14 protein-coding genes are annotated in these 22,758 nt (G+C 37.2%); 6 read left to right on the forward strand and 8 right to left on the reverse strand.

The features are described from left to right. Nucleotides 1–172: 172 nt before the first annotated feature. On the reverse strand, nucleotides 173–1,057 hold the full coding sequence (locus tag V7164_RS05740) for a helix-turn-helix domain-containing protein (RefSeq protein ID WP_335353593.1): 885 nt from the start codon (nucleotides 1,055–1,057) through the stop codon (nucleotides 173–175). Nucleotides 1,058–1,261: 204 nt separating this feature from the next. Further along, on the reverse strand, nucleotides 1,262–1,882 hold the full coding sequence (locus V7164_RS05745) for a hypothetical protein (RefSeq protein WP_335353594.1): 621 nt from the start codon (nucleotides 1,880–1,882) through the stop codon (nucleotides 1,262–1,264). A 478-nt stretch (nucleotides 1,883–2,360) separates the two neighbouring features. Here V7164_RS05745 and V7164_RS05750 point away from each other — a divergent pair, with 478 nt between their 5' ends. Next, nucleotides 2,361–3,335 (forward strand): nuclease-related domain-containing protein, encoded by a 975-nt coding sequence (locus V7164_RS05750; protein WP_335353595.1) that lies wholly within the window; start codon nucleotides 2,361–2,363, stop codon nucleotides 3,333–3,335. A gap of 429 nt (nucleotides 3,336–3,764) precedes the next feature. Here the strand turns inward: V7164_RS05750 and V7164_RS05755 are convergent, their stop codons facing one another. Further along, complete coding sequence (locus V7164_RS05755; RefSeq protein ID WP_335353596.1) at nucleotides 3,765–5,183, reverse strand: short-chain fatty acid transporter; 1,419 nt, start codon at nucleotides 5,181–5,183, stop codon at nucleotides 3,765–3,767. Nucleotides 5,184–5,978: 795 nt separating this feature from the next. On the opposite strand from V7164_RS05755, the gene V7164_RS05760 reads away from it, so the two are divergent. From V7164_RS05760 to V7164_RS05770, 3 genes are all read left to right on the forward strand, one after another. Beyond that, a complete protein-coding gene (locus V7164_RS05760) occupies nucleotides 5,979–6,731 on the forward strand; it encodes an NUDIX hydrolase (RefSeq protein WP_335353597.1) in 753 nt (250 codons plus the stop codon). A gap of 149 nt (nucleotides 6,732–6,880) precedes the next feature. Then, on the forward strand, nucleotides 6,881–8,263 hold the full coding sequence (locus V7164_RS05765; RefSeq protein WP_335353598.1) for a S41 family peptidase: 1,383 nt from the start codon (nucleotides 6,881–6,883) through the stop codon (nucleotides 8,261–8,263). Between the two features lie 233 nt (nucleotides 8,264–8,496). After that, the gene (locus tag V7164_RS05770) at nucleotides 8,497–10,365 is read left to right on the forward strand and encodes a hypothetical protein (RefSeq protein ID WP_335353599.1); all 1,869 of its coding nucleotides are present in this window, start codon (nucleotides 8,497–8,499) and stop codon (nucleotides 10,363–10,365) included. A gap of 259 nt (nucleotides 10,366–10,624) precedes the next feature. On the opposite strand, the gene V7164_RS05775 is transcribed toward V7164_RS05770, so the two are convergent. Genes V7164_RS05775 through V7164_RS05785 form a run of 3 tightly spaced genes read right to left on the reverse strand, consistent with a single transcriptional unit; the run spans nucleotide 10,625 to nucleotide 12,615 of the window. After that, on the reverse strand, nucleotides 10,625–10,897 hold the full coding sequence (locus V7164_RS05775) for a hypothetical protein (protein WP_335353600.1): 273 nt from the start codon (nucleotides 10,895–10,897) through the stop codon (nucleotides 10,625–10,627). After that, nucleotides 10,897–11,628: an Ig-like domain-containing protein gene (locus tag V7164_RS05780; RefSeq protein ID WP_335353601.1), complete on the reverse strand. Its 732-nt coding sequence runs from the start codon at nucleotides 11,626–11,628 to the stop codon at nucleotides 10,897–10,899. Before V7164_RS05780 ends, V7164_RS05775 begins: the two co-directional genes overlap by 1 nt. Then, on the reverse strand, nucleotides 11,629–12,615 hold the full coding sequence (locus V7164_RS05785) for an Ig-like domain-containing protein (RefSeq protein ID WP_335353602.1): 987 nt from the start codon (nucleotides 12,613–12,615) through the stop codon (nucleotides 11,629–11,631). Between the two features lie 745 nt (nucleotides 12,616–13,360). Between V7164_RS05785 and V7164_RS05790 the strand changes: the two genes are divergently transcribed. Further along, nucleotides 13,361–15,613, forward strand: a complete 2,253-nt coding sequence (locus V7164_RS05790; RefSeq protein WP_335353603.1) for a hypothetical protein — start codon at nucleotides 13,361–13,363, stop codon at nucleotides 15,611–15,613. A 169-nt stretch (nucleotides 15,614–15,782) separates the two neighbouring features. On the opposite strand, the gene V7164_RS25650 is transcribed toward V7164_RS05790, so the two are convergent. After that, nucleotides 15,783–16,001: an IS3 family transposase gene (locus V7164_RS25650; protein WP_438824703.1), complete on the reverse strand. Its 219-nt coding sequence runs from the start codon at nucleotides 15,999–16,001 to the stop codon at nucleotides 15,783–15,785. Between the two features lie 1,759 nt (nucleotides 16,002–17,760). Beyond that, the gene (locus V7164_RS05795; protein WP_335353604.1) at nucleotides 17,761–20,322 is read right to left on the reverse strand and encodes an Ig-like domain-containing protein; all 2,562 of its coding nucleotides are present in this window, start codon (nucleotides 20,320–20,322) and stop codon (nucleotides 17,761–17,763) included. Nucleotides 20,323–20,583: 261 nt separating this feature from the next. On the opposite strand from V7164_RS05795, the gene V7164_RS05800 reads away from it, so the two are divergent. Then, the gene (locus V7164_RS05800; RefSeq protein WP_335353605.1) at nucleotides 20,584–22,614 is read left to right on the forward strand and encodes a WD40 repeat domain-containing protein; all 2,031 of its coding nucleotides are present in this window, start codon (nucleotides 20,584–20,586) and stop codon (nucleotides 22,612–22,614) included. Nucleotides 22,615–22,758: the final 144 nt, after the last annotated feature.

The raw sequence follows: 22,758 nt of genomic DNA on the forward strand, positions 1-22,758 counted from the left end.
GTAATCAGCTACCTTAACTCCGCCAATGCTATGTTGAGTAGGGTAATCAGCCAAGTTAATATTAGAACCGAAAGCACCCAGTCCTAAGATGGATAATGATAGTGCAGATACTTTTAAAAGTTTTTTCATATTTTCACCAGCTTTACCATATTTTTAAGTTAAATAGATTGTATCAAGAGTTAAGTAGATTAGCAATCTCACTTTCCATAATACTTAGTAATTTTGTCTTTTTCTCCAATTTTAACAGGTGAAGGCACTCGTCTAAATAGTGTTTTCCTTTTTCAACTTCCCCCAGTTGAACGTAGTTATGTCCAATTTGGTAATGAAATTCATTTAAGAGATAAAGCAACTCTTCGTTAAAGCAGAGATTTAGTCCTTTATAACAATAAGAAAGAGATTCTTCATACATATCTAATTTTGTATACGCTTGAGATAAGCCAAATAAAATCCTTAAATTCCCTTTCATATTTAAAACGTGTGGGAGATTTTCTATATTATTTAAGGCCTCAAGAAAAATGGTCACGGCACTTCGATAATTTTTAATTTCATAAAAAATAATCCCGATACTTGTGAGAATTTCAATTTCCCTTTCAGAAAGAGATACACGTTTTGGATTTGTTATTGCGATCGCTTTACTCAAAGTATCAAAAGCCTTATCAGCATTCCTATCCAAATAGTAGTAACAAATTCCCTGATGCCACATCAAATATTGCTTTAAGGATTTCTGATTAAATAAGGGATTTTCCTCTTCTTGTTGAATGATATTGCTGATTGCCTCGTAATTGCGATCTCTTTTAAACTTTTCTATTAGTTGAATAACTGCATTCGGGTAATGGACAGTTGTCTTGGAAGCGATATCGAAAAAATAGGTTAGTTCCATATCGAGCTTTTTTGAGAATTTATAGAGCACATCTATGGTGGGGTAGGATCGTTCTTTTTCGAATGAGATTAATTCTTCTACTGTGCAGATTCCTTCGGCTAATTCCTCTACCGTTAAGTTTTTGTATTGCCGAAAGGATTGGAGGATTTCTCCAAATAAATATTTCTCTAGCTTCATATAAATCCCTCATTTCAACAATCTCTAATTCAATAGTAACATATTCCTTGTCTCTTTTTACAGGGAAAGGTGAACTAAATTTCGAAAATTCAATAGTATTCGATAATTTTATTTTTAAAGCGGTCGATTTTAGAATTTGTATTTACTATTGTAATATAGTTATTTATTATACAGCAGACTTGTGGATCTGTGTGTTTTTCAAGGTCATTTCCTCCATGGATAAAATGCTAGATTCAATACTATCCATTGAAAGATCGTTACTATAACCCCGATTTGATCATATATTGGATATTGGTCAAAAAACCTCAGAATAAAGAATTGCAGCGGCAAAAGACAGAGGGAGAAAAGCAGCAAATTTCGATTTGATTTTTTCCATAAAGGATATAAGTAGGATCGTTGGGTCCGTATATCCCGGATTATCCATCGGATAGATAAGCCTAAAAAGAGAAGATCGATAGGGAAAATGATTTTTCCTACCGGTAGGTCTGTTCCTAATGTGTCCCCCCGAAAATGAACAGTTTCTGAGGAGAAAAACCATGAACCTGATTCAGTGACTAACAGGATAAACCAGAGTAATAAAAGACAATGAAATGGCTTTCGGGCTCCTCTCCATCCGAGAAAAATGACTGTAATCAGCAATGCGGTGAACATCAGCAGGAGCCAATAATGCCCGGTGATTCCGCTGCCGCCTATTCCTAGCCACCCTGACCATGTATAGGAGCGGCCATCGAATAGCCCCCGAATCACAGGCAGCCAGAAAGTAATTCCACTGACCGTTACATATGCAAGAATAACGTGCAAAAGCCAATCTGGTTTCCATTTCATGCCGATCCCCCCTAATAAATTGTATTAATCTTATTGATTTTCATGCCTTCTAAACGCATTTCTTAGAAAAACTGGAAAAAGGTTTGATTCAGGGAAACTTTTTTCTGAAACTTTAGTAATATATTATTTGAAATATTTGTCATTTTATCGAATAGGAATGAATATGGAGAGAGACCTTTTAACGTGAAGCGGCAGTATTGGGGGAGGCCATTCGCGCTTAAAAAGATGACAAAACGGAGTTGGCTGACAACTTGCTTAAATTGGCTGATGAACTACCAAATTTGGCTGACAAACCTTCATAATTGGCTGACAAACTACCAAATCTGGCTGACAAACATGCATAATTGGCTGATAAACTACTAAATCTGGCCGATAAACTCGTATAAAGGGCTGACAAATAAAAAAGGTCGATTCATTTAGAGGAATTCAAGATAAAATATCGAATTAATAACTTCAAATACGAGAGAGGAGTGTCATATTGATTAAAAAAGAGAGAAAAAAGCCGATTACATTACGAAAATTGGAAGCTTTGGATAGGAGAATACGGCCTGCTCATCCAAAAAAGCAATTAATAGCGGATGATTTGGCAAAAAAGAAGGCGGGTTTTCGCGGGGAGCAGGCGCTTAATTATCATTTAACCTTCTTGCCGACTGAAAACTACTATATTTTCCACAATATAAGATTACAGGATCATAAAATGCGATTTTTCCAAATTGATACCTTAATCCTTACTCTAAAGTTCCATTTAATCCTCGAAACAAAAAACTTCTCAGGGACCTTGTTTTTCGACCAGGAATTCCATCAATTATTGCGCACCAATCAAAACGAAAGTAAAGCCTATTCCGATCCGATCACCCAAGCAAATAGACAGACCCGTCAATTTCGATTGTGGTTAAATAGTCATCGTTTTCCATCCGCTCCAATCATTCCATTTGTAGTCATCAGTTCTCCATCGACCACGATACAAACGAATCCGCAATATTCCCACCTGCTGCGAAATGTAATCCACTCAGCTGCACTTCCCTTTAAAGTTGAAGAGATTGAGAAGAAACACAAATCGAACCTCTTAACCAAAAAAGAGCTAAATGCCATTTCCCGGCTGCTATTAAAAAAACATGTACCCTTTAATCAGGATATTCTGGCCAAGTTCCAAATTGGAAAAGAAGAGATTGTGACTGGAGTATATTGCAATAGCTGTTTGTCATTCTCCATGCGAAGAGAATGGGGGACTTGGAAGTGCACGAAATGTAACCAGGCAGATCCCGCTGCCCATCTGCAAGCACTTGAAGATTATGCGTTATTGTTTGGACCAACTATTACAAATTTGGAACTAAGAACATTTTTAGGAATCGAATCAGAGTCAGTGGCTAGGAAAATTTTAACCTCAACTTGTCCTGAATCTTTTGGGGAAAAAAAGAATAGAGGATATATGATTCCGATGTGGCTGGATTGACTAGCAGTTTTGGCTTCATCCTTATGAATGGGCTGCGCACCGCATAATTGGCTTACAAACTGCATGAATTCGCATTGCGTCACCGAATTGGCTGATAAAATGCATGAATTGGCTGATAAACCACTTAAATTGGCTGACAAACCTCCTAAATTGGCTGACAAATCTACTAAATCTCCCTCAGAGGAGATTTTTTTATAGCATATTTGAGAAATTCCACTAGATTTCTTAGAAAAATTTGATAAAAAGCACTCTTCCAATGAAAAATAGCACTCTTTAAGAAAAAAACCAGGGTTAAAAATGCATTTTACCCAAAATGGAGGGTGTCACCACGGGGAAAGGCGCCTTGCCACAATCCAACTACGATAAAAAGAAAAAACCCCCACTATTAATCAAAACAGAAGGGGTCCAAATAGTCTTTTTTAATCCGAATTACCCAGCAAATACCGGAGCCACATATGGCATTGTTTTTGCCAGAAGCCACACTAGTATAAGGACGACTGGTGCGTGGAAGATTAATTGCAAAATAGAATATCCCGCCAGATCTCTTGCTTTAACTCCCAAAACACCTAATAAAGGCAGCATAAAGAATGGATTGACCATGTTCGGGAGTGCTTCTGATGCATTATATACCTGCACAATCCAGGCCATGCTGACATTTAATTCTTTTGCGGCTTCAAGCAAGTACGGTGCTTCTACGATCCATTTTCCCCCGCCTGAAGGGAGGAAAAGTCCTAAAATGGCTGAATAAACGCCGGCAATGAACGGAAATGAATTTTCTGTTGAAATGGAAAGAAAGAATTTCACTAAAACATCATTCAGTCCAGAGTTCATCAAGATTCCGAAAATCCCTGCATAAAGTGGAAATTGTATGAGTACCCCACCAATAGCAGGCACTGAATTAGAAACTGAGTTCAAGAAGTTTCTAGGTGTCCAGTGCAAAAGCAATCCTATCATTAATAACATAAAGTTATAGTTATTAAGATTAAGTGCAGCAATCGGTCCTGTTTTCGAAATGACGTGAATGATATAAACTGAACCAATCGCAACTAATATTAGATTTAAGATTGGGCTGTATTCAAACCACTCTCCAGGGCGCTCAGCCTTTTTCTTCGTCTCATCAAGATTTCCTATTCTGCCATAATCAATTCCCGCCATTTCGGCAGTTTTCGCTTTGTCTTTACCTGGAGCAGACACATACGCAATCCAAACGGATAAAACAATGAGAACCACGATCATGGTTAAATTTTGCCATGTGAAAATAGTTTCTGACATGGAAATTGTCCCACTAATTTCATATAAAGCGGGAGGAATCGATGCTTTCGTTGCCATCAATAAGGCTGCAGAAGAGGAAAGGCCCAATGCCCAAACGCTTCCAAGTCCAAGGAATCCCGCAGCACCCATTGCCCGGTAATCGACACCTTTTACTCGTTTACTAATCTCTTTTATTAGAATTCCGCTAAAAATCAAGCTAAAACCCCAGCTTAAGAGAGACGTAAACATTGAAAAGAAGGCGACAAAGGCTACTGCTCCCTTTGTTGATTTAGGGATTTCAGCAAGCTTAGCGATAAGCTTATGAACCGGTTTAGAAGAAGCGACCACATAACCTGTAATGATGATAAAGGCCATTTGCATAGTAAAAGGGATTAAATCCCAATAGTGTGTCCCAAAATCAACTCCAATTTCAACAGGAGTCCTTCCCATTAATAAGGCAATAATAGCGATCAAAACGACTGCAATAGCAGCGAAAATATAGGCATCTGGGAACCACCGCTCACTCCAGTTTGCGAGTGAAAAGCCCATACGAGCCAGAAGCCCTTCTTGCTCTGTATTTACTTTATCTTTCTTCATCAAGAGTCACACCTTTCGTAAAATTTAGACTATTTATTCCAGCACTTGTACAACTATAAACTTCGCTTTTGTCCTCTCTCTTATTAGACTGAAATCGCTTACAAAACTTTGCTTATACCATTACCCCCTATAATTGCTCTCACGGAAGATTTTACATTTTGTTCGAATATTAGTAAAATTCATAAATAGAATATACTTTATTCTAATTTCGAATAAAGGGGGAGAAGTGGCATCATGGTACTTCGTGACATCAATTCTTTTATTGAAGTAGCGAATCATTCTTAGTGACGAATTTTTACTATGTATTCACCATGAGAATCGATTGCTTTATTGAAAAAATCCGACTACTCTATTGACTTCAAAGACGTTAAAGGTCTTCACTCCTTTGTAGAATATATCAGCATGGCCGCTGCTGGAGAAAGTTGATCCTCTTGAGAAAAAGGCATAAATTATTGCCCTTCTGGGACATTGGCTGACAAACAGCATGAATTGGCTGATAAACTACCTAAATTGGCTGATAAACTACCTAAATTGGCTGATAAACCACCTAAATTGGCTGATAAACCATCAAATTTGGCTGATAAACCCCTATATTTGGCTGACAAATTACATGTAGGCTGCCAAGGCACTTCATTTGGCTGACAATCTCCCTGAATCAGCAGACAATCCCTCATAAATTAGTTAAAAAGTTACCTTACAACCGCCAAAATCGCCAATAATTCACCCAAACACACTCACAAAGGGTAATATGAAGTTATAACCATAGTTAAAAAATGCCAAGAAAGGGACCCCCTCATGAACCCAATAATTATTGAAAAAGCACCCGCTATTGTAAAAGTAAGACTGGATCCTATCCCTATCAATCTGCCACTTGAAATCCGGCACCAGCATGAACTTTATTGGCAAGAACAAACGAAAACGAACTCCTCCTTACGCAACGGAGAAGTCTTTACGATTACCAATATCGAGCAAACGGAGAGAGAGCTTGTCGTTACGGTGGCTAAGACTGACTATAAACATTATCTATACACACTAAACCATGAAGATTGCGAGGAGCCATGCAAAGTCATTTATACTTGCGCCGCGGTTATAACTAGCGACAAGAAAATGGCCATTGGCCGAATGAATCGGACAACCTCTACACCAGGCCGCTTGCAATTTACAGGAGGGGGACTGGATGAATCAGACCTAGAAGATACAACCTTTAATTTAGAGAAAAATATCTGCAAAGAAATTAAAGAAGAGCTCGGATTAGACATTCACTCACCATCCACTCGCTCTTTTATCCCTAAATTCATGAAGCGTAAAGGTACACATGATTTTTGGGCAATTATCTATGAACTATCTGTTGAGTACACAGCCGAAGAGGTTCATGCCCGATTCCTTACCCATAATCATGATTTAATAGAAATGGGACAGCAGCCAGAGTTTGATGATCTTCTATTTGTTCCTATTGAAAAATCAGCTGTAGAAGCCTTCATCCAACATGAATCATCCCCGATGGTAGATTACCTAGCTCCGATTCTAGTGGAATATACAGAATCATAGGAGCCTTAGCGAAATGAAAAATATAACTATAATTCCATCCATAAATATACTAAAATAGGACTTAATACATAATGTCATTATCTGTCGTCCGTGTTCGAATCTTCCAGTTACGACTGCGAACGGTGTTTGACAACAAGGGGGGAGCACCAATGGGGAATTTGAAAAAGTATTTTAGTTTATTGCTAGTTTTATTGCTGCTGTCGAATGTGACTTCTGTTTCTGCAGCGGAGCCGATTGATGAAATACGAGATTTGATTAAGGAATATTACATAGAGGACGTGCCGGCTTCGGTTTTATCCAAGCCGACTGCGAAGGAAATCACGGAGCATTTGGACCCTTATTCCGTCTACATGTCAGCTCAAGAGTTTAACCAATTTACGAATGGCATTGAGCAGCAGTTAGTGGGAGTTGGGATTGTTCTGGATGAGGATCCAAAGGGAGTCAAGATCATATCAGTGATCCAAAACGGTCCAGCTGATCGGGCTGGGTTGAAGGCAGGGGATATTATTATGGGTGCCAATGGAGCGAGCTTTGCAGGACAATCCGTACAAAAAGCCGTTTCAGTTATTACGGGCGAAGCGGGTACTTCCGTCACGCTGCAATATATTTCAGTCGATACAAATGAAAAGGTCATAAAGACGTTAACAAGAGAATTAATCAGAATTCCGAATGTCGAGTATCAAATGCTCGGAGGGGATATTGGCTATATTCGCCTTCATAGCTTCTCTCAAGAGGCAACGGAGGACATTACAAATGCCATTGGAAAATTACCGGGAGCAAAAGGCTGGATTTTCGATCTCCGAAACAACGGAGGAGGCTATGTTTCCACAGCCCAGGAAGTAGCCGGCCTATTTCCTAACGTAACGAACGCCTTCCAACTGAGATATAAGAAAGAACGGCCAGAGGTTTACGCGGCTCTTCCGCAAAAGGTGAAGTTTACAAGCCCGACTCATATTCTCATCAATGAATACAGCGCAAGTGCTTCCGAAATGATCGCGGTGTCTGTCAAAGAGCAAAAAGGGGCAACCTTATACGGACAAACATCCTATGGAAAAGGGTCCATGCAGTCGCTATTCCCATTGAGTGACAACGGCATGCTAAAATTAACAACAGCACGATTCTATTCACCGAGAGGGATTCCTGTTCATGAAGTAGGGGTCACTCCAAATATAGAAACGGCCGTGGGAGAGGAATTAATCGTCTCGCATAGAGATCAACTACTTGCGAAACACTCAACCTATCAAAAGCTGCCTGCGCTAAAGGATGTTCCTGTAACAAAAGCCTTTACGGTTGCAATGAATATGCAAATGGACTGGTCCAAACTAAACGCCCAGGACGTTCAGTTGATCCAACTAGGTGGCAAGGAAGTACCGGTTGATGTGAAAATAGCGGATGATTATAAAATGACCATCACTCCGAAAGCACATTTGCAATCAAAGGGTAAATATTTGCTCATGATCCATCCGAAATGGACAAGCAAAAGTGCAAAGCAAATGCAGAATGGAATTTATTTAGAGGTAACAGTTAAATAAGATATGGCTAAGTGAACCCGGGAGAAATCCTGGGTTTTCTAATGTTATTGAGAACAAGGAAGAGGGCCATTACCAAACTATATGTTCTTTATTAAGAAAAAATTGTTCGTTTCCTATTTAAAATTCAGATTATTTATTGTATAATATAGAATATAATTCAATGGGCATGTTCAAGTTGCTTATTTTTTTAGACTAATCGTTCTATATAACGAATAAAAAAGGAGGACATCACATTGGTGCCAAGGTCTTCTCGACATTGGAGTAATAAGAGAAAACAAAGGAAAAGAATGTTTAAGGCTTTTTCGTCTAGTGTAGCTGTTTCATCCCTGATATTAGGTAGCGGGCATTTAGTATCGCCTACATACAGCGAATTTAATTCAGTTAAAGAACAGGAAGTGGATATTTCTGCATGTTTTATTTTTCCTCAGACGATTGAGCAGATGCGAGATCGTACAGTTGTACTTCAAGTGGAAGCGAAGGCCATATTGGACGAGGCCTTAGGAAAAGTGACTGAACTTAACGTGGAGTCAATGAATGAGAAATTAGCCAGCCTGAAGCAAGATGCTGTAACAGAAGTAGGAGATGAAACTGGGGATGCAGATGTCGCCGCTCCATCCCAAGAATCTGGTTTGGATATGAATACAATCGATGGACTTCAGGGAGCTCAAGCTCAATTAAGGGCAGACATTGCCGCTCTAGAAAACATAATGACCTCTCTTCAAAACACCATTACTGCTAATGAGGAAGAAATAAAAGCGCTTGATGAAATCACCAAAGAGATTGATGAAATGGTGACACAATTGGAAGAAATCATTAAAGAGGTTTTTCCTAAAGCCCGGGACCAAATTCAAGAAAAATTAGATGAAATGAATGAAATTAATGAATACATTCTTGAAATAAAAGATGCAGCTATCCAAGATTGTAAATTTGATCCACAGTTTTTTGAGGACATCTTACTGCAAATGAATACGGAAAAAGCCAAGACGGAAGAATTTATTAGCAATCTGGAAGAAAAGCTAGCTACTACCGGGGAGCAAATTAATCAGCTGAATAATAATGCTGTAGAACTGCAAACAGCCATGGAAGAACTTCGACAAGCAAATGAAGAGTTGTTAGCTTCAATAGAAAGTATTAAAGCGCAAATCGCAGCATTAAATGACCAAATCGCGGCAATTACCCAGCAAATTGCTGACATGAAAGCATTACAGGTGCAAAAGGACAGTTTATTTGCAGGAATGGGTGCACTTAAAGAATATCTGGAGAAGTCAACTGACTTATCAGAGGAGCAGATCCAGCTATTATTAGAAAAGTTAGCAGGTGTCGTCAAAGACATTGAAAAAATAACCCTTGATAACAAAGACATGTCCGCCATTGAAAAAGCAATTCTTGAGCTAGACGAAGAAATTAAGCAAGAAGAAGAGAAAGCAAAGTTAGAAAAAGAAAGGCTTGCAAAGGAAGCAGAGGAAAGGGAAAAAGCGCAGTTAGAGAAGGAAGCTAGCGAAGCAGCTGAGGCAGAGCTTGATCAGGAGCAAGAAACTGGTGAAGGTGAAGATGAGGTAGTAGAAGAGGAGAAGCCAGAGGGCGAAGAAGCTGAAGAAGATGGAGAGGACAAAGAAGAGACTGAGGATAAAGATAAAGAAGACCTAGAAGAAGGTAATGAAGGGGAAGACGGGAATGAAAACGAAGATGAATCCGAAAAGGGTGATCAAGAGCTAGAGAAAGAAAAGGATCAAGAAAACAAAGATAACCCAGGTCAGGGTAAGCCAGAAAAAGAAAATCCTGCAAAACCAGAGCAAGGCAATGATAACAAAAGGAACCAAAAGGACAATGATAATCAAGGCCAAAAACCTCAAGAGCCGAAGCCTGACAATAATTCAGAGAAGGTAGACCAAGGAAATAAAGAGCAGGCAAGAAAAGAAAACGCGAATCAACGGGAAAATGGGATTAACCTTCTATTAGGTCTGCTGGAAAGGCAAAAGTCAGGAAATGATGAAAGTACACCACATTTACAAGACGATAACAAGGTAGAAATGAGAAATGAAGAAACGGACCATCCTACAGTGGTGGAAGTGGCCCCAACGGCAACTCATAGTCCAGTTTAGGTTATTAAATAACATACAGCTCCGGTAGAGGATCATAGCTACCGGGGTTTCTCTAGTTGGAGAGGTTTAATTATAAGTTGAGGCTGGAAGGATTTAGTCACCCAGTGTATTAAAAATAAAACAAAAAAAGCCAGCACCCTCAATCCAGGATACTGACAAAAGTTCGGCAGATAACTCTGCCCAGTTAGGTAAGCACTAGCCATTGGAACAATCCATTACTAGTGTCCATCTATAAGACGTTTTGACTATCAAAAAAGTTTCATTCAATCCGAAGAATTTTGAAAATATTTTCTTCTTTTTGGTCTTTCTGAGGTAAATCTTCATTTTCCTCATCTGATTCGGTGACTTTACTGTTAGACTCAGTTTCTGTCGAATCATGGGAATCCTCATCCATTACTGTCTCTTGAGATTTCCCTTGTTCACCAGCAACTTTATTTCCCTCTTTAAACTCACTAAAAAGTGTGGGCCAAATAATCAGGTTAATGATAATTAGGGTAAAAATGAACGTATTGATAAGAGCCTTTTTTGCCATTATGGGATCACGATCTCCTTTGTCTCCAGCACCTTATTGGATATGCTGTACCCTTTGATGGTCAGCTTTTCACCTTTTTTAAGGTCTGGTTTGTAAAGGACAAATTGGTTATTTCCCTTATATTCAAATTCATCACTGCCTGCCTTCACCTTTACCACCTGGTCGCTAACTTTAACTGAGATTTCAACAAAATGTGAATGGCGTTTGGTCTGGGAACTCACAAACTTCGTATCTTTCTGATTTGAATTTGGAGTGATACTGGGACTAGGTTTACCATTGCTAGTGTTTGTTGAAATTTGTCGATTGTCAGTTTTTGTCGGACTGATTGTCACTTTATTGGAACTCTCTTTTGTAACCAGCTTAAAAGGCAAAACAGTATGTACATTCAAAAACGTACTCTTACCCGTTTTTACATTCCCTTTAATGTATAGATAATATTGAACGCCTTCTTTATAAGAAGTTTCAGGTGTAATCGTTACCTTAGTTTCATCCGCGGAGAGACGCAGCTTTGTCTGCAGCTTCTTCTGGCTATCATCAATAATATAGAAGTTTTGCTTCTTAACTGTTCCTTTGTTAACAGGTGCAGTAAAAGTAATGGACCAGCTCTTTAATGGATCCTTAATTGTCCGTTCATCTAATTTAACCTTTTCAATCGAAGCTTGTCCTGCCATAATTCCAGGAAATACGACAATAATCGCAACCAAGCTAAGAAGAAATAATGTTCTTCTCATCTACCTGTCCTCAACCTGTACTTTAATATCCTGCATTAAGCTTTCAGATAGAAGGGTTGTGAACAATTTATCATTGGACAGGAGTTCATAGAAGGTGTAGCCCTTTCCAGCTGTTTGGTACTTAAAGGATTCCTTATAGGAGTTGATTATTTTGCCTTCTTCTGTAGCAAATTTAATTATTTTTGAGTCGATCGTTTTCTGATCTTTATTTTGAACGGTTACACGAACATCGTAGAAATCAGGAACCTTTGAAAAACCAATATCGAACATCAATGTTTTTTGCGCTGCCCCTTTCGTTTTCGGAGGCACAGGATCAGCAAATCCTTTTTGCAGGACTTTTCCATTCCTCATAATATCAACGTGTACCGTATCGACATCATCACTCTTCGTTGTAATATCAATATTCGTAATGCCGCTAAAGGAAGTTTGGTCATCCTTCATTGCTCCGGGTTTCTTATGCATAATATTAATTTCATTTATATATCTCTCGGGAGCGAAGGCTTTAATTTGCCTAGGAGCGTAGTCATCCAGTAAATTCGTCAGCCTTTTTTCGTTCACGACCATCAGTTCATAGAAATCAATGAAGTTCGTATGAAAGGAGTAGGAAAGAGACTGATAGTATGTCCCGTTTTGCAGCTCCACTGCTGGGGCATTCATTTGAACGAGGTATTCCTTATTGAAATCCATCATATTCTCTGGAATGATAATTAACGTTTTCCCATCTTTCCGCACATTTTTAATGGAAAAATCATAATAGGTTCCATTGGTTCTTTCATATAATCTTATATATTGGGAGGATACATTTTCGATGTTGCTATTAAACTCGATTTTAATGTCTGTATCGATCGGAACATTCTGATCCCCAGCTGCAGGAATGGTTTTTTCGATTTGGGGATAAGTAGTGGCCCTGGCATGGTTGTGAAACGCGGGTCCTATTATAGATAGAAGCAAAATGAACATAACTCCTATCACCTTGGCTGTCTTCATTGTCATTAACCACCTTCATATGTAATGTTTCTTTAGTCTTACTATACAACGAAATTCGACAATTCTCCACCGGAAAAAGGAAAAAGCCGCCAAATTTGGCGGCTTTTCCTGAACGCTGAAGCGAAGGTTAGTACTAGCGTACTATACAAGTTAAAGAAAGCATCCATTTGGGAGAAAACCTTCTTATCCCTAGTGTACCAAATATTACGGGAAAATACATGAAAAATTTTCTAATTGACCCATTTTTTTATTTAATATGCAATTTTTTTTTATTCTTGCATAGAATTAAAGGGTGTGCATTTAGGAAAGTTAATATATTTACATTTTTTAAGTTTGAGAAATGTCTAGCTTCAGCGCCTACCTCCTCGAGGTCATAAGCCGATCCGCCAAGAAGGTTAAAGTACAACCTTCTCGACGGCTCGTCTTATGCTTGTCGGGGGTGGGCAAGGCGCTTCCGCTTTTCTAACAAACAGTAAATATATTACAAAATTAATAAAAATATGATAAAAATTGTAGAAATTTAGCAAGCTTTATATTATCATATGATATATAAACCAAAGTTGGAAAACCCATCTTCGTCTGCCAAAAAAAATATACATTGGTAACTATTGCATAAAAGTTAATAGTTTGGTATACTTTTTTACTAGTTAGGTAAGCGGTGGATATAGAGGAAAATACAACCATTGGTTTATTCATTGCTAACAAAAAAAATGCACTACATAGCATGAAGGGAGAATACAAGTTTATGAAAAAGAAAGCAATTAAACTAGCAACATCAACAGCTATCGCAGCTTCAGCATTCGTTGCTGCAGCACCAGCTAACCAAGCTGATGCGGCTGTGAACGTAGATCAATTAGTACAAGACGCACAAAATGCAGGAACTGTCCTAAAATGGGCTATTTCAGTTGAAGGTTCAGCTGACTATGTAACACGTCCATATGCTCAGTACAATGCTGCTAAGAAAGCAATTGAAGGAGCTCAAAATGCACTTAAGGGTGCAAGTGCTTCTGATAAACTTAAATACGAAGCTCGTTTAACTGATCCACAAATTCAAGTGAAACGCGCAGCAGCTTACATTGATGCCATCACTTCAAGCGAAAAAATTAAAGAATTAACTGCTAGCTTAGATGCAGCTGTTAAATCTGATGATATCGAGAAAGTAGAAACTGCTTACCACAAAGCAACTGCTGAGTACCGTAAGCAATCTGCATTACTTGACCGTGTTTATGGTCAATCTACTCGTGACGGTATCCGTAATGCAGTTAAACCAGCAATTGAAAAATTAGTTGCTGATACTAAAAATGATGTAACTGTTAATATGCTTGCTAAAGCAGCAGCTGCTGATGTTAAAGCTGGAAAGTTAGTGGATGCTGGTAAAAAAGTAGCTGAAGCTCAAGCTATCCTTGATGCTAATGTTCTTAAATGGGAAACTTCTTTACAAAAATCAGTAAATGATGTTGTAGAATCTATGCCGTTAGCGGTTACTTCTGTAACTCGTGTTGACTCAACTACTTTAACAGTTAAGTTCAATAAAGCTGTTGATGGAGCACACGTTGCTGATTACACATTTGATAATGATTTACTTGTAACTGAAGCTAAATTAGGAACTGATAAAAAGACAGTTACATTGACTGTTACTGGTGAAAAGACAGGAAAGACATACAAATTGTTCTACAAAAATGTAGATACAGGTATTTCTTATTCTACTGCTGCAGCTCCAGGTAACCCTAATATTGACGTTGATGCTCCAGACACAGCGCGTTTAGATGTAGATAGTTCTAGATCATATGTTTTCACTTTGAAAAACCATAATGGTTCTCTTTACAATGGTGACGTAACTGTTGACCTAGAAGATCTAGTAGCTGAAGCAACAGCTGACCCTCTTGATGTTGAACTTTACTATACAGATTCAACAGGTGCTGTTACTAAATCTACTGATAATAACCCTACTTTCATTGTGAAAGATGGAAAATTAAACTTATTTGTAAAAGGTCTTGTAGCTGGTAAATTCGCTCCTGTAACTTATTTTGATGCTAATGGTGATGGAGATACGGATGACAAGAATGAAAAGTTAACTGGCGGGACTTCTATTTTCTTAGCACCAGGTGCTGCAGGTACTGGTGAAGTTGTAGACTATGTCGATTTAACTAATAATTATTTCGCAACTGCTGCATTAGACAAGTTTAACTTTGATTCAAATGATATCTACCGTATCAAAGGTCAAGCTGTAACTTTTGAACAATTTAAAGCTGCTCTATCTAAGAAGGATGAAATTGACGTTATTAATTACTACACAGATAAAAATGCTGTAAGTGTATTCAATATCACTAAAGATTATTCTACACAATTATTCTCAGTTAATAAATTTGCTGAACGTGTAGATACTCCAACTTACACTGTATCTGGTACTGGTACACCAGGAACTGTAGTTGTAATTAAAGACAAAACTTCAGGTAATTACGTTAATCATACTGAAGTAAGCTCTAATGGAACATGGAGATACCAACTTAATTTAAGTGCTAGTACTTTATATGACTATACATTCTCACAAGTAATTAAAGGCACTGAAAACACAGCAGGTGAGCAACTTACTTATGCTGGTGCGGAAGAAGATGTAGCAATTTACTCAGGTAAATTTGCGATTAGTGCACAACCTACTTATACTGCATTATCTAAGGAATTAGAGATTGTATTCTCAGCTTATGATGATGTTAAGGTAAAAGATGGTGCTACAATTACACTTCGTGATTCAAATTCAACATATGTTTATACTCTAGGTAAAGACGGTACGACTTATTCTACTTCAAGTGCTGATGGAACAGCTAATGGTGACATTACAGATGGTAAAGAAACATTAACTATCACACTTGGTGTTGGTAAACTATCGGCTGGTGCAAATGACGGATTGTCAGATCAAGTTGTAATCGATGGAATTACAAACGTTACAAACCAATCTGATCTACGTATTGATTTCGGAAACTGGTTCGTTAATTTCTAAGAATAAAATTTAAGTTGGGAAAGTGCTATTCACTTCCCGAGAAATATCGAAAGATATAATGGAAGGTTCTGTAGAGAAAAATCTCTGCAGAACCTTTTTATAATTAATAGTGGGTGAAGGTACCTGTGGTCTAGACCACAAAATATAGACACTATCAAAATACGACATTTTATCGCTTTTTGATAGTGTAGATAGTAACTTTTTTAGGAGAAACGAATCCAAGCTTGTATTGGGTTCGTTTTTCATTGTAGTAACGGGTATATTGATTTATATCTTGTTGAAATGTTTCTAATTGAATATTGGGATAGAAACAAGGGAATTCTGTTTTTAATTGAGAAAAGAAGCTTTCAATCACGGTGTTATCCCCACAGTTCGCCTTACGTGACATACAAGGTGTAAACTTCAAAGTCTTGCTCAGGTTATAATAGTTAAATGACCTATAAACACTTCCTTGGTCACTGTGTATAATGACCCTTTAAGGGTATTTAATTTTCGTTTCTTTCGAGCTGATTCAACGGTAGCTTTAATAAGCTCTTGGGCTAGAGCTTACTTCTATGGCGAGAATTTCCTTATTAAATAAATCCATCAATGCTGATATATATAGCTTTTCTTGTTCTACTTGGAATTCTGTCATATCTGTAATCCATTTTTGGTTGGGGTGATTGGCGTGAAAATCCCGTTCTAAAAGATTGTTATATACATATCCAGCAGCCTGCCCTTTTGTTTCTTTTGTTGGTTTAGGCCGCCTTACTAATGCTTTAATATTTGCTTCTCTAATAATATGAGCTACTTTTTTATGATTATCAATAATACCTTTTTCTTTTAAGTATTTTGCAATTCTTTAAGCTCCATAGGTACCTTTATGAAGATTATATGCCTGTTTTATCTTCGTTAAAAGCTTACACCTTGTTTGAGAATTGCTTTTTAGGTCTATTAAGATAAGCAAATAGCCACTTTTTGAAACCCCTAATACACGACAAAGAAGAACAAGTGGATAATCCTTTCTCAAAAAAGAAATAGTCTCAAATTTCTTGCTTATTTGCTCTCTTTGAGAAAGGACTGGAACTTTTTTAATATCTCATTCTCCAATTCTGCTTCTTTGAGTTTTTTCTCTAACTCTCTAACTTTTTTATTGCTATTTTTGGATTGAGGGGAACTATGTGAATGCGGATTTTCTTAGCCCTTTTTCCCTCTATCTTTATATGCATTAACCCAGCGATTAATAGTATCACGGTGCAAATTTAGATCTCTAGCGACCTCTATTTACTGAGATTTGTCTCCACCAATAATTTGAAGTACAGATTTGATCTTAATTTCGACATTTGTATGTTTTCTCGTCATTCCCAATAATGTAGAAATTTCGTATCTTTATATATGTCCAATATAAGGGGGCCAACCACTGTCACCACACGAAATATGTCGAATCGCATTTTTAGAAAAACTCTGTGGAGAGAAAATCTTTGCGAGGCTATTCTTTTATTAACTAAAATTTTCTATTGAATTAAGCACGATTATCAGAAAATGATATTCAAAACGTTTTAAGCGAATCTATTATATTACTGGTCAACTCACAGCAATAAATGGTACATAAAAAGCTTTAGCAACCGCGGAAAAGGCCAATTACACTTTTATTGCTAAATACAAGATAAAGAAATGTAGGCAGAGTTAGACACGCTAGAACTTAGCAGCGCATACCAATTAGAAATTTCTTCTCATTAATCTGATGGAATTACTGAAGTTGTTACTTCACAAACTACTTACACAAGCAGTAATGTAAATAGAGCATTAGTAAGAGTAGGTAGATTAATTACTGTCCCTGCTGAAGTATAAGAGAAACCGTTTACTTTACAGCGAAAGATGGAGTTCATTAAGTCGTCATTTATGTTACAGTAGCACAGTAACTGGAAAGGTGTTTGTTTTAGTGAAAATGGACTAATGCAAAGAGGGGCTTTTACTAAAGGGAACCAATACTATAACCTTAATGTAAAATTTCGCCCTATTACATAATACTGGATATATATATATAGGCGGTTATAAAGTCAAGTTAAAACAAAGAAAAGTCAACTATTTAATACAGTTGACTCTCCTCTTTTTTAAGAGAAAACTATGAAAGGAGATCGTGAAAGACGAAAATCTGCTTTAGCTTACTAAATCTCTTTCTTAATTCCCGCTTTAATTGTATTGCCAGCATCATCTTTAATCGTTGCCATAGTTTTTGTTTCAATTATTATACTACCGGATGTAAATAAATTACTGTTGCTTACAGGAGAAATAATAATTTCTCTTTTGTTGCTAGAGTTGCCTTCTACCTTATAATCGCTTGCAAGTATTGGACTGTTATCAATCATAATATCAAAACTAGTTTTTCCGTTATCCAAAAGGTTAATATTTTCTGAAAATGTAAGTTTAATATTAATGCCTACAAGTACAGCAGACGTAAGCTCAGGTTGTTTATTTTCTTTAATAGTAATAGCAAGTGAGGTATTGGCCACTACATTACCAGAAGGATCCTTTACACCAGTAACTGTAATTGTGTGTGTACCAGATTTCTCAATATGACCTTCAGGTAAGGTAATCGTTACGAGTTTTTTGTCACTGCTGAAATCAATTTTGGTACCTGAAGGTAACGAAATCTTATTTAGTTGGTAATTTGAATGTAATGTAGCTGACTCCTCTGTCACTGGCTCATTAAATGAGACTTTGAATTGACCATTTACTGATGATGCAAGGATTGTAGCCTTTGGCTTTTCCATATCCTCTCTTTTTGTAATTGAAGTTGTAAACCATTCATTTCCATTTTGAGAGCTCGAATTATCTTTAACTGTTCCCTCATTAACACTAAAAGTATAATCCCCATCAGGCAGTAATTTTGCATCAATGATCATTTTGTTGTCATTGTTCGCCTTAAGCTTAGGTGTAAATAGATTCCCATCTGGATCATAAGCGGTAATGTTCGCTGCTAAAGGCGTACCTGTTTTTAGCGGTTTGTCGAAAAATATATGAAACTCATTTGCCTTATTATCATAGACTGCACGAGTAAACTTAAGAGGTGCAACATCTTTCGTCAAGTTTACAGTATGATCAGTTGCCCGCCCAACATTATTAGCTAGGTCCTTATAATCCTTCACTTGTACATTCAATCGAACAGAGCTCTCGTTTGTCCCATAAACTGAAGTCGGTAGCTCGATTTCAAACTTTGTTTTATTCCCTGAAATGTCTTTGACAGATGTAGGGCGAATAGGTGAATTGCCTTTTGTAATTACAAGATGGCTAGCAGTAAGGTCAATAAGAGTTTCGTTAAATTCAATAGTGAACGTTCTCTCACCTTTAGTTTGTACACTTCTTACTACTGGGAGAGAAGTATCCGCTAAAGAATTATAGAGAAATGTGCCACTATACTTATTCATCGTATTTGGTGAGTTAACAACTAAATCTCTAGCACCAGTAACTACGATAGAATAATTCTTTCCTTTTTGTAAACCTAGGCGATCAAGTTCGGCTTTTGGAATAACAGCAGTATCCGTATCATTATAAAGTGTATTAACACTAGCTTCTTTTCCATTAAGAGTAACACTTATCGGTGAGTTTGAATCAATCATCTCTGAGAATTTGATCTCAAGATTTCCTTTCGAATCTGTAGTTACGAATGTAACAGTAGGTTTAGCATTGTCAGAAAACGTGAATGAAGTGACAAAGTCGTTGCTGCCTAATGTCTCATATGCAGCTGTTTGGATATTGCGTTTCACTGTAACGGAATAAGCAGAATTAGTATAGAGCGGATCATATAATTCGATTAGAGCAGATTTTTTATCTTCTGAAAGCTTAACATTTTTAATGGTTCTGCCGCTAACAGTATAGTTGGATGTATTTTCAGCACCATTTGTTCCATATCCGGCAAGCATGGCTTTGTTGAAATCCACTTTTATCCGTTTTGGCTCAGCTGCGCTGATTTTTTCTACCTTTGGAGTAAGTGTTACACCTAATGAATTTAATCGATCCGTTAATCCCTTTTTAATAACAGCATTGTCTACATTATTTAAGTATTTTTTTGCCTCTGCAATATGCTTTTCAGCTGTTGCAGTATTTTTAGCCGCCAATGCTTTAGCAGCTAAGTCAATTTCAATTTTCACCGTAACAGCATATCTTGCATTATCACGTACCTTTTCGGCTGCTTGTTTATACTGAGAGCGAATTAGGTCACGTGTTGTTTGACCATACACACGATCCAGAAGAATCGCTTGTTTGCGAATTTCTGTTGAAAGCTCATGATAGGCTTTCTCTGTTTGATCATTGATCGTGTTTATGTCCAGTTGATAAGCCAAAGTTTGTTGTTTTTCCTTAATCTTTTCTCCGGCTGTAATGGCATCAATATACCGCATTGTGCGATCAATATGAAGTTTTACTTCTTGATCAAGTTCAGCTAAATATTTATTCTTTTGGGCTGCTGGTAACGTATTAACGGCTTTTACCACATTATCATAAGCTACTTTTGCATTGTTATATGCCGTCCATGGACGCGTCTTCCCGTCAGCCGTCCCTTCTATAGAAATCGCCCATTTTAACACAGTTCCAGCCGCTTTAGCCGCTTGGACAAGCTTATCTGCTTGGCTTACTGTAGCTGCCTCTGGTCCAGTAGAAACGGTTGATACAAAAGCGGAAGCTGCAACCACAGAAGCACTAATTATTTTTATCGCTTTCTTATTTTTCATGAATAAACCTCCTGATATGAAATAAATGGAATTTGTGGTAACATAATGAATTTATCATATTACTATTGTAAAAGATTCTAGATAAATAGACAAAAGTTTAGTGGAAATAGTTTCATAAAAATAGATATTATTAGAACATTTTACTATTATTCTTTGAAAAGCTAGTTTTCCTTAGATTTTTAATTGAATTTTATTAAGGGTAGGAAAAACCTTCCTGATACTGTAATTTTTGCTATACTATTCTAGAAGGGAGAAGATTGGATGAGAAGACAGATATTAATGCTCTTAGTGATACTGCCTCTATTCTTGTCATTTGGACAAACAAAGGGATTTGCTGAGAACCAAGGTGATTATGAAAATGAATTTGAGAGTAAAGATGGAGAAATAATTGAAGATGAAAAGTTTTATGCAAGTTTGCTTGGACCACAGGTGTTTCAAACATCAGCTTTAACTTCAGCAGCTGGTACAGATGAGCAAGGGAATCCTTATATGTATTTTGTGATGCACGGTACCCCGTCTGCTTTAGCAGTTGTGGACTTGAACAGCAATGAATTAAGGAATACATATACGCTGTCTAATTCTACAAGTGCGTGGGGACTTGATGTGGATGAAGATGGAACCGTTTGGGTTGGGGGAACAACGGACGGGAATGTATATAGCTTTAATCCAAATACTGAAGAGTTTCGAGATCACGGAAATAAACTAACATTACCGAAGGATACCGCCATTCAAGATTTAGATGTAATAGACGGCGTTGTATTCGGTTCGACTGCTTACGGTGGCTCTGTATTTAAATATGATTCGTATATGGATGAGTTAGTGAACTATGGGCAAGCTTTATATAGGAAGGAATTTGCTAAGTCCATTGCCTATGATCAAGAGAACGACACCTTATATATAGGTGTGGGATCCAAGGCGGATTTAGTAAAGTTTGATTTAAAAACGAAAAAGAAAACAGCATTTCTTCCAGAAGAATATAAGAACGATAAATATGTTCGTGATATTCGCTTAATCGGAAATGAGATATATGCTCGAATGGATCCATCGAACAGATTGGTTGTTTTTGATAAGGAGACTTTAGAAAAGGTTGATGAAATGGAGCTGAATTCAAGAACCGTTTCATTACTGTCACCAAATAAGGATGCTATTTATTATTCTAAACATAATAGCCTTTATAAGTATGATTTAGAAAATAAAGAGCATATTGATTTAGGTGTTCCTTTATTGATGGGGACTGAGATGCTGACGCTAGATTTTGTTGAACTAAATGATGAAAATTATCCGGGTTTTACACTTGTAGGATTAATTGATAATGCTGGAAATGTATTAAAGTACAATTTAGATACGGGATATAATGAGATTACTAAGCTTGAGTTACCGCCTCAGCCTGTAACGCTATATACAATGATTCATGATGAAAAAAGAGAGCATATATTTATTAATGGTTACATGTCCGGTGGATTAGCTATTTATAATACAAACACTAATCAATCTGTACTTCATCAGGATATTAGTCAAATTGAATCCATGACCATTATGGGGGATAAATTATATATTGGTGCTTATCCAAAATCCCGAGTGCTAGAACTGGATTTATCTCAGCCTTGGAGTTTAACTAATCCAAGAGTGATTATGCGACTAGGTGAATTCGGCCAGGAACGTTCTACGGCTATTACCGCAGTTCCAAAACTTAATAAGGTATTTGTCGGCACATATCCGGAAACAAGCTTAGGTGGTGGTGCGTTAGCTGTCTACGATTTAAAAGAGGATAAACAGGAAGTCTATGAAAATTATATTTACAATCAAAGTCTTGTTTCATTCTTACATCATGAAAAATTTATCTACGGAGGCACTTCGATTCATGCAAACTACCAAGTAAATGAACGTGGAGCAAGGTTTTTCCGATTTAGACCTGACTTTCCTGAAGAAAAGGAATATATTCATTTACCGTTGCATGCTAGCATGATTACAAGTTTAATAGCAGACAAAGAGGGTACAATCTGGGCAATGGCAGATGGAACATTAGTTTCCTACAATCCTGATACTAAGGAAATAAGAACAAAGCAAATTCTAGAGCTCATATCAGGACGCTTCCGTAACGCCAAAATTATCGAAGGTATAGATGGAAATATCTACGGAACAGTAGAAGGAAAGCTATTTAAAGCTGATCGGAAGACCATGGAAGTGGAGACTCTAATGGAGGAAGGGGCTTATGAGTTGGCTCAAGATTCAAAAGGAGATTTATACTTCCGTAATCAAGCAGATCTATGGAAATATGAAATAAATCAATAATACTATGAATCAACCTATTTTTGGTAGGTTGATTTTTTTATTACTAATTTACTGGTAGGAACGAAATATCGTTTTCTATTTTTATCCTCTATAACCAAAATCATGACCTGTTGGCATATTTTTTGCATTTAATCAGGTAGAAAA

This window comes from Bacillus sp. JJ1474 (assembly GCF_036965225.1).
In the GTDB taxonomy this organism is placed as follows: domain Bacteria; phylum Bacillota; class Bacilli; order Bacillales; family Cytobacillaceae; genus Cytobacillus.